13 protein-coding genes are annotated in these 17,572 nt (G+C 68.6%); 7 read left to right on the forward strand and 6 right to left on the reverse strand.

The window, feature by feature from the left end; translation table 11 throughout:
- Positions 1–43: 43 nt before the first annotated feature.
- The gene (locus tag ABZV58_RS28195) at positions 44–2,236 is read right to left on the reverse strand and encodes a type VI immunity family protein (RefSeq protein WP_355003198.1); all 2,193 of its coding nucleotides are present in this window, start codon (positions 2,234–2,236) and stop codon (positions 44–46) included.
- On the opposite strand from ABZV58_RS28195, the gene ABZV58_RS28200 reads away from it, so the two are divergent.
- The gene (locus tag ABZV58_RS28200) at positions 2,211–2,606 is read left to right on the forward strand and encodes a hypothetical protein (RefSeq protein ID WP_355003199.1); all 396 of its coding nucleotides are present in this window, start codon (positions 2,211–2,213) and stop codon (positions 2,604–2,606) included. The genes ABZV58_RS28195 and ABZV58_RS28200 overlap by 26 nt on opposite strands.
- Positions 2,607–2,690: 84 nt before the next feature.
- On the opposite strand, the gene ABZV58_RS28205 is transcribed toward ABZV58_RS28200, so the two are convergent.
- Together ABZV58_RS28205 and ABZV58_RS28210 are read right to left on the reverse strand one after the other, a co-directional pair.
- A complete protein-coding gene (locus ABZV58_RS28205; protein WP_355003200.1) occupies positions 2,691–3,425 on the reverse strand; it encodes a GTP pyrophosphokinase family protein in 735 nt (244 codons plus the stop codon).
- A gap of 77 nt (positions 3,426–3,502) precedes the next feature.
- On the reverse strand, positions 3,503–4,156 hold the full coding sequence (locus ABZV58_RS28210) for a TetR/AcrR family transcriptional regulator (RefSeq protein WP_355003201.1): 654 nt from the start codon (positions 4,154–4,156) through the stop codon (positions 3,503–3,505).
- Between the two features lie 135 nt (positions 4,157–4,291).
- Between ABZV58_RS28210 and ABZV58_RS28215 the strand changes: the two genes are divergently transcribed.
- From ABZV58_RS28215 to ABZV58_RS28235, 5 genes are all read left to right on the forward strand, one after another.
- Positions 4,292–5,425 (forward strand): VOC family protein, encoded by a 1,134-nt coding sequence (locus tag ABZV58_RS28215; RefSeq protein WP_355003202.1) that lies wholly within the window; start codon positions 4,292–4,294, stop codon positions 5,423–5,425.
- Positions 5,422–6,360, forward strand: coding sequence for a fumarylacetoacetate hydrolase family protein (locus ABZV58_RS28220; RefSeq protein ID WP_355003203.1), 939 nt, complete (start codon positions 5,422–5,424; stop codon positions 6,358–6,360). The genes ABZV58_RS28215 and ABZV58_RS28220 overlap by 4 nt, the downstream gene beginning before the upstream one ends.
- Complete coding sequence (locus ABZV58_RS28225) at positions 6,357–8,270, forward strand: acyl-CoA synthetase (RefSeq protein ID WP_355003204.1); 1,914 nt, start codon at positions 6,357–6,359, stop codon at positions 8,268–8,270. Before ABZV58_RS28220 ends, ABZV58_RS28225 begins: the two co-directional genes overlap by 4 nt.
- 91 nt (positions 8,271–8,361) lie before the next feature.
- Positions 8,362–9,900, forward strand: a complete 1,539-nt coding sequence (locus ABZV58_RS28230; RefSeq protein ID WP_355003205.1) for a bifunctional 3-(3-hydroxy-phenyl)propionate/3-hydroxycinnamic acid hydroxylase — start codon at positions 8,362–8,364, stop codon at positions 9,898–9,900.
- 113 nt (positions 9,901–10,013) lie between these two features.
- The gene (locus ABZV58_RS28235) at positions 10,014–12,248 is read left to right on the forward strand and encodes an MMPL family transporter (RefSeq protein WP_355003206.1); all 2,235 of its coding nucleotides are present in this window, start codon (positions 10,014–10,016) and stop codon (positions 12,246–12,248) included.
- A 17-nt stretch (positions 12,249–12,265) separates the two neighbouring features.
- On the opposite strand, the gene ABZV58_RS28240 is transcribed toward ABZV58_RS28235, so the two are convergent.
- Positions 12,266–12,805 carry an LLM class flavin-dependent oxidoreductase gene (locus ABZV58_RS28240; protein WP_355003207.1) on the reverse strand — a complete coding sequence of 180 codons (540 nt, stop codon included), beginning with the start codon at positions 12,803–12,805 and terminating at the stop codon, positions 12,266–12,268.
- Between the two features lie 323 nt (positions 12,806–13,128).
- Here ABZV58_RS28240 and ABZV58_RS28245 point away from each other — a divergent pair, with 323 nt between their 5' ends.
- Positions 13,129–15,336 (forward strand): serine/threonine-protein kinase, encoded by a 2,208-nt coding sequence (locus ABZV58_RS28245; RefSeq protein ID WP_355003208.1) that lies wholly within the window; start codon positions 13,129–13,131, stop codon positions 15,334–15,336.
- A gap of 31 nt (positions 15,337–15,367) precedes the next feature.
- On the opposite strand, the gene ABZV58_RS28250 is transcribed toward ABZV58_RS28245, so the two are convergent.
- Together ABZV58_RS28250 and ABZV58_RS28255 are read right to left on the reverse strand one after the other, a co-directional pair.
- Entirely contained in the window at positions 15,368–16,036 is a 669-nt protein-coding gene (locus tag ABZV58_RS28250) for a hypothetical protein (RefSeq protein WP_355003209.1), read from the reverse strand.
- Positions 16,037–16,099: 63 nt separating this feature from the next.
- Positions 16,100–17,425 carry a cytochrome P450 gene (locus tag ABZV58_RS28255; protein ID WP_355003210.1) on the reverse strand — a complete coding sequence of 442 codons (1,326 nt, stop codon included), beginning with the start codon at positions 17,423–17,425 and terminating at the stop codon, positions 16,100–16,102.
- Between the last annotated feature and the right edge of the window lie 147 nt (positions 17,426–17,572).

Consider the following 17,572-nt stretch of genomic DNA (forward strand, 5'->3'; position numbering starts at 1 on the left):
GCTCGCATCCCCGACGGGCGTTCCCTGCTGCCTGCACGCTCTGCTATTCCTCTCCGGAGCCGGAGCCGGAGCCGGAGCCGGAGCCGGAGCCGGAGCCGGAGCCGGAGCCGGAGCCGGAGCCGGAGCCGGAGCCGGAGCCGGAGCCGGAGCCCGAGTCGGAGTCGGAGCCGGTCGTGAAGAGTTCGACGAAGGCGGGGTCGTCGTGCAGACCACGCAGGTCCCCGTCCTCGCGGATCGACGCGAAATCGACGTACCCGTGCTGCTTCGCGGCGCGTACGAATTCCAAGGCGCGCTTGTGGTCGCCGGTGCGGGCCGCGACGCAGGCGGCGTTGTGGAAGATGTGCGGGGCGCGCGGGGCGTGTTCGAGGGCGGTCGGCAGCAGAGCCTCGGCGCGGTCGAGGTGGTCGTGCCGCAGGTAGGCGTAGATCAGCCGGTTGTACGCCTCGGCGGGCGCGTCGCCCGGGAAGCCGGTGACGAACTCCAGGGCGGTGACACTCTCCGAACTCGCCGCGGGATGGGCGGCGTTGGTGAGCAGACCGAGCAGCCACGCGAAGTCGTCGGGATCGGCGCGCCACTGGTCGGCCCAGTCGCCGCCGTGTCGGCGGCTGAGCTGATCGAGAAGTTCCTCGGCCTGCTCGCGGGCGGTGGGGCCGAGGAAGCGTTGCGGGTCAACGAGACGGGTCAGCCAGGCCGATGTGGCGCGGTGGTCGGTGAAACCGCCGGGAAGCTCGTCGTAGGTCAGCTGCCAGACCTGGCCGGGTGTGGGCCACCAGGTCGACGTGTGATGCCAGCCGCCGGTCTCGAGCGGCAGCAGGTACCGGCCGATCTCGGCCAGGGCAGAAGGAAACTCACCGCGGTGCACATCGCCGAGGGAAGGGCGCTCGCCCGCCCGGATGACGACCCCGCCACCTTGCGCGCGGGTCACGGTGATGCCGGGGGTGGTGAAGGTCGGCAGTGCGGTGCCCGAGAGGTGTGTGACGAATGCGGGGCCGAGGACGGTCAGCCAGCCGGCGCCCACCACGCGTTCGGTCGCCGCTTCGAGCCAGCCGTCGACCTGTCCGACGTCGAGGGCGAAAAAGCGACGGCACCAAGAGAACACGTGCTGGTACGGGTCCTTGGCGGAGTCGCGGTCCCAGACGTACGCGCTGTATCCGCCGTGGCCCGACCGTACCGGCAGCAGCTCGGTCAACTCGGTCGCCAGCCGTGCGAGCCGCTCCGGGTCCTCGTCGACAGGGACGATGACCTCGCAGAACGAGGCGCGCGGGCGGCCGTCGTCGGTGGGCGGGATGCCGCGGACGTTGAGGGTGTAGGAGCGCTCGGCGGTGGCCCCGGCCCGCACCGAGATGCGGATGCCGAAGTGACCGCCGACATCGACGCGCATCTGCTCGGCCCACGACTCGTCGTCGGGGTGTTCGGCGTCCTCGGGAAAGCCGCCGAACGCGTTCGGCACGGCCCAGACCATGGCGCCGTCGACGGGGAAATGGCGACGGAAGGCCCGGAAGCAGCCGATCACCTCATCCGGTGCGGGATAGGAGCCGAGGTACAGCACCAGCGCGAGCATCACCGACGCCTTGGGATTCTTCTTGCCTACCCTCAGCTCGCCGGGCTCGACGGCAGCAGGCATCGGGTCGTGCGCCGGTGGCACCGCGGCAGCCGGGACCGCCGCGCGAGGTGAGGTCGCGGCACGGCGCAGTTCCTCGACGAGCCGCGCTTCCTTGGCGGCGCGATGTGCCGGGGTCCAGTCGGCGCGCGCGGCCTCCTCGCACTGCGACAGCTGCTCCAGATAGGACTCCACCGCGGCGAGCCTGTCGGCCAGGAAGGCCGCGAAGCCGGGATACCGAGCTCGCTCCTCGTACAGAAAGTCGACCACCTCGCCGGTGCCGAGCAGCAGGACCAGGGAAGGATCGTTGCCGGAGGCGCCCACGATCACGGCGTCCATCAGTTCCTCCGGCGCCTCGCAGTCCTCCAGCGTCTCCTCGTAGTACGGGTAGGTCTCGTCGTCGGTCAGCTCGCTCGTGCCGAAGAGTGTGATGCCCCAAGGGAATTCCGGCCAGCCGTCGTGCAGGTGCAGGAAGTCGAGATACTCCGGCGAGAAATCACCGCCCCGTGCCCGCCGGGCGTCGGCGACGGCGGGCGCCGACGCGGGCGGGCGCGGTCCCGGATCCGGCTCGTCCCCCTCGCGCTCGGCGATCTCGGACAGCACGGTCAGGATGCGAGAGATCGTTGCCTCGAGCATCAGCCGCGACCCCGGCCGAACCACAGACAGCCGTGCTCCCGCAGCTCGTCTGGCCCGTTCGCGGTATCGGAAAGCTGCACGTCGTTCTCCAGGTCGTTGTCGACACGGCCCCAATGGATTCGGGTGTCAACGGCATCGTAGAGGCGGCCTCCGACTGAAGAAGCGCGCCGGGCGTCGCGATGCCTGCGGGACGATCACGGTGAAGCCGGGCCAGCGGCTCAGCTATCAGCGGCATCAGCGCAGGGCCGAGCACTGGTTCATCGTGGCCGGCGAGGGCATCGTCACCCTCGACGGCATCGAGCACAAGGTTCAGGCCGTTGGTGAGGACGACATCGAGCGTCTCGCCGACGACTACGGACGCGCCGGCTGAGGCGACATGAGGTCACCGGTTGGGGGGACTCAGGCTCGGCAGAAGGGGATAGCTGGATGACCGACGGTTTGCGAGGGCCGCTCGCTAGCGGGACATGCGGTGTTCCCGGGCGAGGGACTCGAGCAGTTCGACCGGGGCGGGCAGCGGGATCGCGCCCTCTTCGCCGGGGGCGGTGAGGCGGGATTGCGCGACTCGCTCGTGCAGGTGCTCCATGCGCATGTCGAGGCGGTTCGCGGCGTCCGCGGCGTCGGTCAGTTCGGCGAGCAACTCGTCCGGGATCTCGCCGCCGTACTTGTAGTAGATCTTGTGTTCCAGGCTCGCCCAGAAGTCCATGGCGATGGTGCGGATCTGCAGTTCGGCAGGCACGTGCTCGACGCGGTCGCTCATGAAGACCGGCAGCTCGAGCAGAATGTGCAGGCTCTTGTAGCCGTTGGGCTTGGGGTTGGCGATGTAGTCGCGCACCTCGTTGACGGTGACGTCGGACTGGCTGGTCAGCATGTCCGCGATCCGGTAGGTGTCCTGGATGAAGCTGCAGGTGATGCGCACACCCGCGATGTCGACGATGTTCTTCCTGATGTCGGGCAGTGTGACCGGGATGTTCTTGCGCCGCAGCTTGTGCAGAATGCTCTCCGGCGACTTCAGGCGGGATCGGACGTGCTCGATCGGGCTGTACTTGTGGATGTAGGTGAACTCGTCCTTCAGGATGTTGATCTTGGTCATCAACTCCGAGGTGACGAACTGGTACGACATCATGAATCGGGCGAATTCGGTGCGAAAGTGTGCCAGGTCGTCGTCGCGCACGGTGTTCGGTGAATCCATCAATCTCGCTATCCCGCCAATCCGGATCTGCCGTGTCCAGCCAGTCTGCCACCGCGGGCTGAGACGTTGCTGAGGTGTCAGGCCGCGGTGCCGTCCTGGGGCGCCGCGTCGAGCGACGGCAGCGGTCGGCGGCAGATCTCGGTGGCCTCGTCGGCGGGCAGACCGAACATGCGCAGCAGGTCCTCGGCCACCTGATCGGCGGCCTCGGCGTCGTCGCGCTCGGGGTGGTCGTGCAGGAGCCTGCCGAGGCACAACGCGGCGCCCGCGACGATGGTCATCGCCAGTTCCGAGTCGCGGACCTGGAACCGTCCCGCGCGGGCCGCCGCTTCGATATCGCGACGGGCGCGGGGTGCGAGTCCTCGCTCGGAGCTCACGAGACCGAGGCCGTCGGCGAGCAGGACCTTGCTGAGCGTGGGGTTGCGGCGGTGCAGGCGGCCGGTGAGGCGGAAGCTCTGGGCGAACACCTGGGCGGGGTCGTCCAGGTCCTCGCACAGCAAATCGAGGACCGCGCCGTGTCGGTCGAGCGCTTCTTCGACCGCGGCTTGGAACAGTTCCTCCCGGCTCTGGAAGTGGTTGTAGAACGAGCCCATGCCGACGTCCGCGGCCTGGGTGATCTCCAGGATCGGCACGTTGAGCCTGCCCTCGGCCAGCAGCGACTGGGCCGCGCCCACCAGCGCGGCGCGCGTGCGCGCCTTGCGGCGCTCCAAGCGGTTGGGTTCCGAACCGGTCATCGCAGTCCACCTCTCCTGACGTCTTCGCACGTCATAGTAGCGCGCGGGTCAGTAGTGACGAATTTGTCAGAAACACTTGACTGAATACTTGGTCGTGAGTGACGATATCGTCAGTACTTCGAAAGGGAGTGGTCGATGAGCGGCCAGCACGATGTGCACAGCGGTCTGCACAGCGAGCGCGGCGCGTTGGCGGGTGAACATCCGGGCCGAGCGCGCAATCCGGTGGTGAAGGTGCTCGATCTGGCGTGGCTGGAGTTCGAGAAGCCGGATCTCGAGCGTGCCGAGACCTTCGCGCATGCTTTCGGGTTCACGACGGCGCACCGCACGGCCGACGAGGTGCGGTTGCGCGGAACCGACGTGGGCTCGCCGTGCGCGCTGATCCGCCGCGGCGCGCGGTCGCGCTTCGTCGGTCCGGCGTTCCAGGCCACCGACGCCGCCGATCTACTGAGATTGGCGTCCGCGACGGACTCGAAGGTGGTGCCGCTGCCGGAATCGCTCGGCGGGTCGACCGTCGATCTGGTCGATCCGAGCGGACTGCGCGTCCGGGTCGTCGCCGAGACGCACCGGCTTCCCGCCCTGCCCGTGCAGCAGCCGCATGTGCTGAATCTCGGACATGACGTGGTGCGCGTGAACGCCACGCAGCGGCCGCCTCGGGTGCCCGCGCGGGTGCAGCGGCTCGGGCACGTCGTGGTCCAGTCGACCAGGTATCGGGAGACGCTGGATTGGTACCTGAGCAATCTCGGCATGATCGTCAGCGACTTCCTGTACTACCCGGGCCAACGCGAGCGCGGGCCGGTGATGAGCTTCATCCGCTGCGATCTGGGTTCGACTCCGGCCGATCACCACACGCTCGCGCTGACCTTGGGGCCGTCCAACCGGTATGTGCACTCGGCGTATCAGGTCGCCGATCTGGACGCGCTGGCCGCAGGTGGTGAGTATCTGCGCGAGCGCGGTTACCACCGGTCGTGGGGGATCGGCCGCCATATCCAAGGCAGCCAGATCTTCGACTACTGGCGTGATCCGGACGGTTTCATGGTCGAGCATTTCAGCGACGGCGACATGTTCGACTGCAGTTTGGAGCCGGGCTGGGCGCCGATGAGCGCGTCGGGTCTGGCGCAGTGGGGTCCGCCCGCCACCAAGGATTTCCTTGGCATCTCGCCGGGCGCTGAGTCGCTGCGGGAGTTGCGCGCGGTCGTCGACGCGCTGCGTGAGGACAACGAATTCGATCTCCGCCGTTTGGGCGGCCTGTTGAAAGTAGCCAAGTCATGAGTGTTTCCGTTCTCCGTACCGCCGACGCTTGGTGGGTGCGCACACCCGCCGGTGCGGCCCGTATCGATACCGCCGCGACGACGACGCGGGAACTGCTGGCCGACCGTGCGGCGATCGCCGCGGCCGCTGTCAGCGCGGATGTGGTTGCGGTGGAGAGCCTTTCGCTTGTCTCGCCGGTGACCGCGCCGTGCCGGGTGGTGGCGCAGATGACGAACTTCGCCTCGCACGTGAAGGACTCGGGCATGGATCCGGAGACCGTGCCGCTGACGTTCTTCCGCAAGGCTTCCGGCTCGATCAGCGGCCCGCACGACGATGTCGTCCGGCCCGCCCACGTGAATCTGCTCGATTACGAAGTGGAGATCGGTCTGGTCTTCGGCCGCGAGATGCCGGTCGGCTCGGAGATCGACGCGGAGAACCTGGCCGACTACATCGCGGGTCTCGTCGTCACCAACGACATCTCCGCACGAGATGTGCAGTTGCCGAAAACGCAGTTCTACGAGGCGAAGTCGTATCCGACGTTCACCCCGGTCGGTCCGGCGCTGGTGCTGCTGGAAGCCGACGAGTTGAAGCGGTTCACCGATCTGCGGTTGCGGTTGTGGGTCAACGGCGAGGTGCGCCAGGACATGACGGTGGCGGACATGATCTACCGGCCGGTGCAGGCGCTGCGTGAGTTGACCCGGTTCCAGCGGATGGACGCCGGTGATCTGCTGCTCACCGGGACACCGGTGGGTACCGCGATCAGCGCCCCGCCCAAGCCGGTGGAGATCATCGGGTCGCTGTTGCCGCCGAAGGTCAAGTGGAAGATGTTCTTCAAGGGCCAGGCCAAGAATCCGAAGTACCTGAAAGACGGCGACGTGGTCGAGGCGGCGATCGGCACCGATGACGGCGTCCTGGACCTGGGTCGCCAGCGCACGGTCGTGAGGTACGCCCGGTGACCGAGACGACGCTCGCGGCCTCCGCCGAAGATCTGCTCTGGCCTCGCTACGCCGAGCCGGAGGATTTGGCCGCCATCGAATCCGTGCCCCTGGCGGCGCGCGGTCTGCCCGAATCCACCTACGCGCTGCTCGTTCGTGCCGCGGCGCGGTGGCCGCGACGCGAGGCGATCACCGTGCTGCCCGAGGCCGCGCGCTGGCGAGAACCGTTGCGCCGCAGCTACGCCGAACTGCTCGCCGATGTGCACCGGCACGCGAATCTGCTGCACGAACTCGGGGTTCGCCGCGGCGACGCGGTCGCGCTCATCGCACCCAATTGCGCCGAGTTGATCCCCGCCACCCTCGCGGCCCAGCTCGCCGGGATCGCCGCACCGATCAACGGCGGTCTCTCGCGTGATCACATCGCCAAGCTGCTGGGCCGATCCGGGGCTCGAATCCTGATCGTCGCCGGGCCCGAATTCGGCGCCGAGAGTTTGGCGTGCGCAGGTGAGCTGGCCGCGCGGGGTCTCGTGGACGCCCTGCTCGTGCTGCGCCCCACCGCCGCGGCGGAGCAAGCGCCCGAGCTGCCCGCGATCGACGGTGTGCACGTCGGCTATCTCGATGACCTTGCGGCCGACCAGGATTCGTCGCGCTTCGTCGGAGTGCCGCCCGCGGCCTCGGATCTGGCGGCCCTGTTCCACACCGGCGGCACCACCGGTGTGCCGAAGCTGGCCGCGCACCGGCATTCCGGTGAAGTGGCCAACGCGTGGATGATCGCCGCCAACTCCCTGCTCGACGAGGACGCGGTCGTCTTCGCCGCGCTGCCGCTGTTCCACGTCAACGCGCTCGTCGTCACCCTGCTCGCGCCGTTGTTCCGCGGCCAATCGGTGGTGTGGGCCGGACCGCTGGGCTACCGCGACTTCACCCTGTACGCGGAGTTCTGGAACATCGTGGCGCACTACGAGATCGCCGCGATGAGCGCGGTGCCGACCGTGTACGCCGTGCTCGCGCAAAGCCCGATCAACGCCGACATCTCCAGCCTGCGCTACGCGATGGTCGGCGCGTCACCGCTGCCGCCCGCCGTGCGCGAGAACTTCCAGACACATACCGGCGTGACCCTGGTGGAGGGCTACGGCCTCACCGAAGCGACCTGCGCGACGGCGCGCAGCTTCCCGGATCGGCCTCGACCGGGTGCGGTCGGGCAGCGCATGCCCTACCAGCGCGTCGCGGTCGTCCGCCTCGCCGGAGACGGTACGTGGGAGAGGTTGCCGGTGGGCGAGACCGGCGTCCTTATCATTAGCGGCCCAACGGTTTTCGCCGGATATGTGACAGGCCGTGCGGTGGGCGGTCACCTCGTCGACGGTCTCGGCACACTGGTCGCCGGCTGGCTGAACACCGGCGATCTGGCCCACATCGACGACGACGGCTTCATCCATCTGCACGGCCGAGCCAAGGACCTGATCATCCGCGGCGGCCACAACATCGACCCGGCCGCCATCGAAGACGCCCTGCTGGAGCACCCACGGGTCTGTGCGGCGGGCGCGGTCGGTCGCCCGGACGCGCACTCCGGCGAGGTGCCCGTGGCCTATGTCGCTTTGACCGCGGGCGCGGACATCTCCGAGGACGAGCTGGTCGCCTGGGCCGCCGAGCGGGTGCAGGAGCGCGCCGCTGCCCCGAAGACGGTCACCGTGCTCGACGCGCTGCCGGTCACCGACGTCGGCAAGCCGTACAAGCTGGGACTGCGCGCCGACGCGACCCGCCGCGAATTGCTCGAGGCCCTTGGCGGCAATGCCGGAGTGCGCGCCATCACGGCGGTGGTCGAAGACGGTGCGGTCGTCGCGACGGTCGAACTCGATCCCGCCATCGACGAGCGGGAAGTCGAGGCGATCCTCGGCCGCTACGCGATCGCCTGGAAAGTCGTGGTGGCGCAATGACAATCGTTTCGACTGTGCTCGGCGGCGTGCTGGCGGCCGTGACCGGCCTCGCCACCGCCGCGTACGTGCTCACACTGGGCGGAGCCCTCCCGTGACCACGCGCACGATCCCGGTCGTGCTCGTCGGAGCGGGCCCGGCCGGACTCACCGCGGCGACCTTGCTGGCGCAATACGGTATCGAATGCCTCGTACTGGAACGGTGGGACGGCGTCTATCCGCAGCCGCGAGCCGTCCACCTGGACGGCGAAATCCGCCGCATCCTCGGGCATCTCGGCGTCGGTGACGAGTTCGACGCCATCTCTCGCCCGGTGCTCGGTCTGCGCTTGCTCGATCCCGGCCTGCGGGTGCTCGCGCAATTCGATCGCGACCCGGTAGGCACGCGCAGCGGGCATCCGGAGGCGAACCTGTTCGACCAGCCGGAGCTGGAAGCGATCCTGCGCGCGAACCTCCCGCGACATCCCGCCGCGACCCTGCGCGGCAACGCCGAAGTCACAGCCGTGACCGAGGAGAGCGGTTGCGTCCGTGTCGATTTCACCGACCGGACGACAGGCCGCGCGGAATGCGTCCGCGCGCGATACGTCCTCGGTTGCGACGGCGCCAACAGCCTCGTCCGCGGTGCGGTGGGCGCGCGCATGCGCGATCTACGGTTCGAGCAGCGCTGGCTGGTCGTGGACATCGCCACGACCGCCGACCTCGGACACTGGGACGGGGTACACCAGGTCTGCGATCCGGCCCGGGCCGCGACCTACATGCGTATCGGAAAGACGCGGTACCGCTGGGAGTTCCGGCTTCGCTCCGGCGAGACCGCCGACGACTACCCGGATATCGCTATGCTGCGTCCACTGATCGCCCCGTGGACGGCGGACGTCCCCGACGAAGACCTCGAACTCGTGCGGGTCGCCGCGTACACCTTCCGCGCCCAGCTCGCCGACCACTGGCGCGACGGCCGGATCTTCCTGCTCGGGGACGCCGCTCACCTCACACCGCCGTTCATCGGTCAGGGCATGGGCGCGGGGTTGCGCGACGCCGCCAACCTCTCCTGGAAATTGGCCGGTGTGTTGCGCGGCGAGCTGCCCGAGCGTGTGCTCGACACTTACGAGACCGAGCGAAAGCCGCACGCGCGAGCCATGATTCGACTGGCCAAGCTCACCGGCGTGATGATGACCCAGGGTGGCGAGCTGGGCAATCGCCTGCGCGGCCTTGTCGCACCGCGGCTCCATCGCCTCCCCGGCTTCACCCGCATGCTCACCAGTGGTGAATCCCCGCCCCTGCGCCGCTCCGGTCTGGTCGACGCTTCGCTGTTTCGACGCGGTCCGGTCGGTCGGCTGACGCCGAACGATCGGCTTCCCGATGGGCGAGCGATCGACGAGATCGTCGGCGGACGGTTCGCGATCGTCACCACGGTCGACCTGGCGCCCGAGGACCGGGCGCGGGTCGAAGAACGCGGAGGTGTCGTGCTCGCCGCGGCGCCGGGAACGGACCTGCACCGCTGGCTGTGCCGCGGTCGCGTGGCCGCCGCCCTCGTCCGACCGGACGGCGCCGTGCAACGCTGCGGAAGAAACCCGTCGGTCCTCTGCGCGGCGCTGCCACGGTTCGCGCCCAGCGCCCGGCCCTCCCGCGTCGCCGAATGATTGCTGACCATTGGTGCGTTTATGAGGAAATCATCACTTGACGTGCTATCGTACGGGCATTGCGCGTTGCGTGTCGTCGCTGTGTGCTCTGGTGACTCCGTGAGAGGACCCGCATGTCTCGGTATCTGTTCGCCCTAGGCCAGGTCGTAGCCCGTCGCCGCTGGTGGGTCCTGGCGATCTGGATCGTGTTGCTCGGCGCCGCGATCGCGTTCGCCGCGGGAACCGGTGGGAAGACGAACGACAACTTCACGGTCCCCGGCACCGAATCGCAGGATGCCGTGTCGTTGCTGCAACAGCGGATGCCCGCGTTCAGCGGCGCGCAGATGCAGGTCGTCTTCGCGACGCCCGGCATGGCCGAGGTGACCGATCCGCAGGTGACCGGTGAGATCGAGCAGGTGATGGCCGGGTTGAAAGGGCTGCCGCAGGTCGCCGCGGTCGTCGATCCGTTCCAAGCCAAGGCGGTGTCGCCGGATCAGCGCGTCGCACTCGGCAGCGTGCAGTTCTCGGTGTCGGCGGGAGAGGTCGAGGAGCACACCCTCGACGAGGTGAACCGCGTCGCCGACCCGGCGCGGGAAGCGGGCCTCGATGTGGAGTTCTCCGGCGCGGTGTATCCGGGTTTCACGGCCGAGATCCCGCACACCCCTGAACTTCTCGGCGTCGCCGTGGCATTGATCATCCTGTTGATCACCTTCGGCGCGGCGGTCGCCGCGGGCCTGCCCATCGTCACGGCATTGGTCGGTGTCGGTATCGGTATCACCGGAATCCTCGGTGTCGCAGCGTTCGTCGATGTGCCGTCGGCGGCGACGTCACTGGCATTGATGCTCGGACTGTCCTGCGGCATCGACTACGCGCTGTTCGTCCTGTCCCGGCATCGGCACAACATCGTGCTGGGAATGACGGCGGCGGAATCGATTCCGCTCGCGGTCGGGACCGCGGGCAGTTCGGTGGTGTTCGCGGCGGTCACCGTGATCATCGCGTCGTGCGGCTTGGCGGTGGCGGGCATTCCGTTCCTCACCGTCATGGGTCTGACCGCGGCGGGCGCGGTGCTGGTCGCCATGCTCGTCGCGCTGACCTTGCTGCCCGCGCTGCTGGGGTTCGCCGGTGATCTGGTCGCCAAGTTCATCTCGCCGCCGCTGCACCCCGGACGACCGCAGGAGGTGGCGCGCATCGCCGCCTACGAGCCCGAACGCACCTTCGGGCACGCGTGGGGACGCTTCGTCACCCGGTTCCGGATTCCGCTGCTGATCCTCGGTATCGCGATCCTCGCGGTGCTGGCGATTCCGGCCACGCGTATGGAGCTCGGACTGCCCAGCGGGGCGACGCAGCCGGATTCGAGCACCGCCCACAAGGCCTACGACCTGGTGGAGGAGTCGTTCGGTCCCGGTTTCAACGGGCCGCTGCTCGTCGTGACCGACCTGTCCGGTGCCACCGGCCCGGACGTGGCGCAGACGGTGATGGGTCGGCTACAACAGGAACCCGACGTCGTCGCCGTGCAGCCCGCGGGCACGGGAAACGGACTGCTGCTGATTCAGGTCGTGCCCAAGACCGGACCCGACGATCCCGCGACCGCCGACCTCGTCAACCGACTGCGGGACGACCGTGAGCGCATCGTGAACGGCACCGGCGCAACGTATCTGGTCGGCGGCACCACCGCGGCCAATATCGACACCTCGCGGCGGCTCGCCGAGGCGCTGCCGATCTTCCTCGCGGTCGTCGTCGGGTTGGCGCTGGTACTGCTGACCATCGCCTTCCGCACCATCCTGGTCCCGCTGTCGTCGATCGTCGGATTCATCCTCTCGGTCTTCGCCGCGCTCGGGGCGCAGGTCGCGGTGTTCCAATGGGGATGGGGCGCCGAGCTTTTCGACGTCACGAAGGCCCAGACGCTGAGCTTCCTTCCGATCATCACCTTGGCCATCATCTTCGGCCTCTCCAGCGACTACCAGATCTTCGTCGTCTCCCGGATCAAGGAGGAGCACACCCGCACCGCCGACGCGACGGTCTCGGTGCAGAACGGTGTCGGTCACTCCGCGCGCGTCGTCACCGCCGCCGCGCTGATCATGTTCGGTGTCTTCGTCGCCTTCACCACCGTCGACAATCCGATCGTCAAACCCTTGGCGTTCACCCTCGCCGTCGGCGTCCTGCTCGACGCGTTCATCGTCCGCCTGACCTTGGTGCCCGCCGTCATGGCTCTCGTCGGCAACCGCATGTGGTACCACCCGCGCTGGTTCGCCCGCTACGTCCCCGACCTCGACATCGAGGGCGCCGAACTCGAACGCCGCATCACCCACGAGACGGAAAAAGAGGTGTCACCGGGCACCGCTCGGCCTCGAGTCGAACACGAAATCTGATTCTGGACAACGGCGTATCACCGCCAGTCCGCGAAGGCGGTCAGGGTTCGTTCGCCGCCCGGGCCGCCGTCGGTCGCGGGGACCAGCACCACCTCGTCGAGACCCGCTGCGGTGTAGGCCTTCAGCTTCTCCCGCACGAGTGCGGCGTCGCCGACCAAGCCGACCTGGTCCTCGGCGAACAGCGCACGCACCGCCGCCGCGCTCTCGGCCATCGCGCTCACGGGCCTGCTGCGCGAACGCCCGTGCACCCCTTCGACCATTCGCACGCTCGAGGTGCCCAGTGCCACCCCGACCGGTCTGCCGACCAGCGCCGCCGTCGACGCGGCCGCGCGTGCGATCGAGGCGGGGTCGCGCACCGAAACGGGAATCGGTCCCACAGTCAGCGCGGCCCGGGTGGTTCGCAGGCCGATCGCCGTGGCAAGGGCGAACGCGTCCCAGATCCACCCTTCCCCGACCCAGATGTCGCGATACCCGAGCCGGTCGGCCGCGATGCCGGTCGCCACGTCCTGCTCGGGCGAGACATTGGGGCGCGAAGCGACGACGACGCTGAGTTCCATACCTGTCCTCTCCGGGGTGGCGGGCCGAATGTCGCGGTCAACGCCTCCAATCGCCCGTGGATTCCTCGGCGGATGTCGGACGCGGAGTGGCTATCGAATTAGCCATGCGATAGCGACTTCGCTGCTCAGAGAAACAAGCCTGAGTAGTGCGGCCGCCTGTGCTCGCCTTCCACGACCGATCCGCTGTTGCCGCCCGTGCGCTGGTCTGCGGGCGATACCCTGGATCGGGGAGGTTTCGCGGAAAGGAGTCACCGTGGGGCAACTACCGCAAGGCCGCATCGCGCACATTCGCGCGATCGCCCGAGGCTGATTTCGGACCACCGATGCACGAGCCGCTCGACGTGGTCGACTCCGCCGAACGAACCCGCACGGCACTGGCCACGGCCGTCGCGTTGTTCTCCGAGGCTTGGGAGTCCGGTTCACCACCCGACCTGGCGACGTACCTACCGAGCGAACCCGCCGCGCGGCGCATGGTGCTGATCGAACTGATCAAGATCGATCTCGAATACCGGTTCCTGCGCCATCGCATCCCGAAACGACTGACCGAATACCGCGCGGAGTTCCCCGAGCTGCGCGACGGACCGATGCCCGACGAGCTCGTCTACGAGGAATTCCACGCCCTGCGCCGCAGCGCGCTCGCGGCCGGTGCGACTCCACGCACGGTCGCCGCCGACACGGCGATCACCCCCGAGACCGCCCAGGCGAGCGACTACCACAGCACGATGGTCGCCCGCCCGAACGCGCAAGTGCGGCTCGACGCCTTCGACGTCGGCGACCACGTCGACGACTTCGACCTGCTGATGCGGATCGGCGCGGGCGCGTTCGCCCAGGTGTATTTGGCGCGGCAGCAATCGATGCAGCGCCTGGTCGCGGTCAAGATCTCGCACAACCACGGCAGCGAGCCGCAGACCCTGGCCCAGTTGGACCACGAGTACATCGTGCGGATCTTCGACCAGCGACTCATCGCCGACGGCGAGCTGAAGCTGCTCTACATGCAGTACCTCCCCGGCGGAACGCTGCTCGACGTGCTGCGCTTGCGGCGCTCGACGCCCGAGGGACAGCACAGCGGGCAACTCCTGCTCGACGCGGTCGACACCGTGCTCGCCGAGAAGGGCGAGGTGCGGCCCGCCGAATCGGCGATCCGAGAACGGACCGCCGCGCTGACCTGGCCGGAGACGGTCGCCTGGCTGGGCCGCCGACTCGCGGACGCACTGCAGCACGCGTCCGAACGCGGGGTGTTGCACCGCGACATCAAACCGGCGAACGTGCTGCTCAGTGCGGAGGGAATTCCGAAGCTGGCCGATTTCAACGTCAGCTTCAGCAAGCGCGTGAAGGGCACGAGTCCGCTGGCGTACTTCGGCGGATCGCTGTCGTACATGTCGCCCGAACAGCTCGCGGCCTGTCATCCCGAGCTGCCCGCGACCGCCGCCGACCTGGACACGCGCAGCGACATCTTCGCGCTGGCCGTCATGCTGTGGGAACTGCTGACCGGGCGGCGTCCCTTCGAGGACGAGTCCTTCGCGGGCGAGTCGGAGACGTCGCTGGCCCGCATGCTCGAACTGCGCCGCCGACCCGTCGACTCGAAGTTCCTGTCCGATCTACCGCCGGACTGCCCGCCCGCCCTGTGCCGGGTCCTGCTGAAGTGCCTGTCGCCCGACCCCGCGGACCGCTACTCGAACGGTTCGGAATTGGCGCAGCAGCTCGATCTGTGCCTCGAGGCTCGGGCCCGCGACCTCGTCTATCCGCCGCCGAACAGCTGGCGGGCGCGTCTTTCGCGGTGGCCGACCCCGATCCTCTGGTTGTCGTCGCTGTTCGGCATCGGCCTTGCGACGGCCTACCTGGCTGTACACGCCCAGAAACTGATCAGGGAGCGCGTGCCCGACGCTGTCAACGCGCAGATGGACCGGGGCGTGATCGCTTGCGTCCTCGGTGTCTTGCCGTTGGCCGTCGCCATCTACGTCTACATCTCGCGCGAGATGCTCGCGGTCCTGCGCGGCTTGCGCGAGGGCAGGCGCTACGACGAGGCCACGCTCGCGCGAGTACGGTCGCGAACGCTGCTGTGGGGCGACCTGTGCGCGCTGAACACCCTGCTCGGCGCGCTGATCGCCACGGTGACGGGCGTGCTGATGGTGCGCTGGATGACCGACCTCCCGTTGCGGTTGCAGATCCATGCCGCGATGACGGTGCTGGTGGCGGGCACCATCTCCGTCGCCTACACGTTCTTTCTCTCCACTTTCTACATCGTCCGCTGCGTCTATCCGCTCCACCTGCGCCACGGCCGGAGCACCGCGCGCGACTCCGCCGGTCTGCACTCGCTGCGCCGCAGGACCACGGTCTACCTCGCGATAACGGCGTCGGTCCCGGTGCTCGGCGTCCTGGCCGGATTCAGCGCCCTCGAATCCGACGAGCTCTACCTCGTCCGCGACTCGGTCCTCGGCTTATGCGCGGGCGGCGGCCTCGCGTTCGTCGCCGCCTATTGGCTCTACCGAAAACTGGACGCCGACCTCCGCGCGCTGGACCGGGTGATCTGACGGGGCCCGTACGTCCGGGTGTTCGTGCGGCTCAGTGCAATATGTATCGGCTGGTGGGGACGACGTCGATGTCGCGGTCGGCGCCGAAAGTGGCCACGCTGGCCATCATGCTTTGGATGCGCCGGTTGAGTTCGGCGGGGTCGCCGCCGCTGCCGTAGAAGGCGTGCGGGTCGCGCAGGGCGGCCGGGGGGAACAGTTCCTCGACGACCGCGGCGATGTCCGGCGCCGTGTCGGTGACCGGCTCGAGGACGCGGTTCTGCACGTAACCGAAGGTGGCCTGGGTGGTGATGGCGACCTCGGTGTGGTGGGTGCGCCACCGGTCGAGCCATTCGTCGTACGGCAGGTCCGGCGGCCTGCGCAGGAACGCGACGTTGGCCAGGGCGGGGGTGCGCTCGCCGATCGCGACCGGTGGCGGCGTGAGCGGCGTCCTGACCTCGACTCGCCAGCCCTCGTGGCGCCCGGAAACGTGGCCGAGTGCGTCGAGCACGGCGCCGAGGTCGCAGCCGGACGGGGACGAGAGGGCGAGCACGGCTTCGATTGGTGTGTCGAAGGTCGTCAACCGCAGCATCGCGTCGGCCACGTCGGCGTCGGAGACGTTCAGCCGCACGCTTTCGGCGCCCGCCGCGACCAGCCGGTGGGCCAGTCGCGAGTCGTGCAGGTCGCCGACTCCCCAGAGCGCGAAGATCAGCTCCTCCGCCACACCGCCTCCTAGAACAGGTTCTAATACGGCGAGTCTAACCAGGGAACCGGCTGTGCGGAGGGGTCAGCGGCGCCGAAGGGTGATTCGGGCGTTGTCCGCCGGGCTGAGCCCGGTGTGGTACCGGCGCGGCGGTTCGACGGGTCCGGGGACGACGTCGATGCGGCGCTGTTCGAGGACGGTGCGGAACAGGATGCGGGCCTCGACCAAAGCGAACTGGGCGCCGAGGCAGCGGTGCGCACCCGCGCCGAAGGTCAGCCAGGTGTGGCTGTTCGGTCGCTCGTCGAGGAAGCGTTCAGGGCGGAAGACCATCGGATCCGGGTAGTGCCGCGGTGATTCGTGGATGAGCAGGATCGGGACGATGACGATGGCCCCCTTCGGAATTCGGACGCCGTTGACCACGGTGTCGCGGATCGCGCGCCGCCCGGTGAACGGGGACACCGGGCGCAGCCGCATCGTCTCGGCGACCACGGCGTCCAGGTAGGCGTCGAGCCGGGCGCCGTCGCCCGCGTCGGCGGCGGCATCCAGTTCGGCCATGGCCTCCGGGTGGGCCGCCAGCATGGCGGCGATCCAGCCGAGCGTGATCGCGGTGGTCTCGTACGCGCCCAACAGGACCCCGCGCATGTTGCGGGCGAGCGCCGCGTCGTCGTGCTGATCGAGGTCGGTGTCCACGTACCGGGACAGCACGTCTTTCCGCTGGCCTTCGCCCGGCGCGGCGCGGCGCGCGGCGATTTCCTCGAGGATGACGGCGTCGACCTCGGCCTGGCGGCGGGTGAGCGGCGGATAGGGCAGCGTGAGCCCGCCGACCAGCGGCGTGAGCAGCGTGACGGCGAGGAAACCGCGACTCTCGATCTCACCGAACCACGCGCTGATCGCCTGCTTCAGCCGTCCCCGCCGCGGCTCCGCCACATCACCGAAGACGACGCCGAGCAGCACGCCGATCGCCAAATCGTAACCGGCCTTCAGGAATTCGAACGGTTCACCGACCGGCCAGGTGGGCAGTTCGCGCTGCACCACCTCCACCATGAGCTCCTCGTAGGAACGCAGCGCCTTGCTCTGGAAGGGCGGAGCGAACAGCTTGCGCTCGCGACGGTGCTCCTCGCCGTCGAGGAAGATCAACGTCTGCTTGCCGAACATCACGTCGTGGCTGGAGAACCGGCTCAGCACCTGGCCGATCGAGAAGTCGTCGTGATTGGCGAAAAGCGCCCGCACGTCGTCCATCTCGTGGGTGACCAGCATGGTCGGAAAGCCCGGCGGCGACACGACGAATCGTTCCCCGAGTCCCAGCAGGGGCGAACGATGGGTGCCGGGGCGCATCAGTCCACCGATCTGCCCGAGGTGGCGGTTGCGGAGCCGGGGGAGTTCGCGCAGTGATATCGGGGCTTGTGACACGTGGCAATCCTCACCGCTGTCTCGACGACTCGCAAGCACGAAATGGCTGCGGCAGCAGCGTACTTCGCACGACGGCTGCCCCTATTTTTCGGGGCGCGGGACGGTTGCTCGCGTCCCGGCGAGGGGCGCGGTGGCGGCTATATTGTG

Origin of the sequence: Nocardia sp. NPDC004654 (assembly GCF_040609595.1) — a bacterium.
Taxonomy (GTDB): Bacteria; Actinomycetota; Actinomycetes; order Mycobacteriales; family Mycobacteriaceae; genus Nocardia.

Excerpts from the sequence above, each read along its gene's own strand:
- ABZV58_RS28215 (WP_355003202.1), top strand. The coding sequence starts at position 4,292 with ATGAGCGGCCAGCACGATGTGCACAGCGGTCTGCACAGCGAGCGCGGC.
- ABZV58_RS28205 (WP_355003200.1), bottom strand. The coding sequence starts at position 3,425 with ATGGATTCACCGAACACCGTGCGCGACGACGACCTGGCACACTTTCGC.
- ABZV58_RS28195 (WP_355003198.1), bottom strand. The coding sequence starts at position 2,236 with ATGCTCGAGGCAACGATCTCTCGCATCCTGACCGTGCTGTCCGAGATC.
- ABZV58_RS28220 (WP_355003203.1), top strand. The coding sequence starts at position 5,422 with ATGAGTGTTTCCGTTCTCCGTACCGCCGACGCTTGGTGGGTGCGCACA.
- ABZV58_RS28235 (WP_355003206.1), top strand. The coding sequence starts at position 10,014 with ATGTCTCGGTATCTGTTCGCCCTAGGCCAGGTCGTAGCCCGTCGCCGC.
- ABZV58_RS28245 (WP_355003208.1), top strand. The coding sequence starts at position 13,129 with ATGCACGAGCCGCTCGACGTGGTCGACTCCGCCGAACGAACCCGCACG.
- ABZV58_RS28240 (WP_355003207.1), bottom strand. The coding sequence starts at position 12,805 with ATGGAACTCAGCGTCGTCGTCGCTTCGCGCCCCAATGTCTCGCCCGAG.
- ABZV58_RS28200 (WP_355003199.1), top strand. The coding sequence starts at position 2,211 with ATGCGAGAGATCGTTGCCTCGAGCATCAGCCGCGACCCCGGCCGAACC.
- ABZV58_RS28210 (WP_355003201.1), bottom strand. The coding sequence starts at position 4,156 with ATGACCGGTTCGGAACCCAACCGCTTGGAGCGCCGCAAGGCGCGCACG.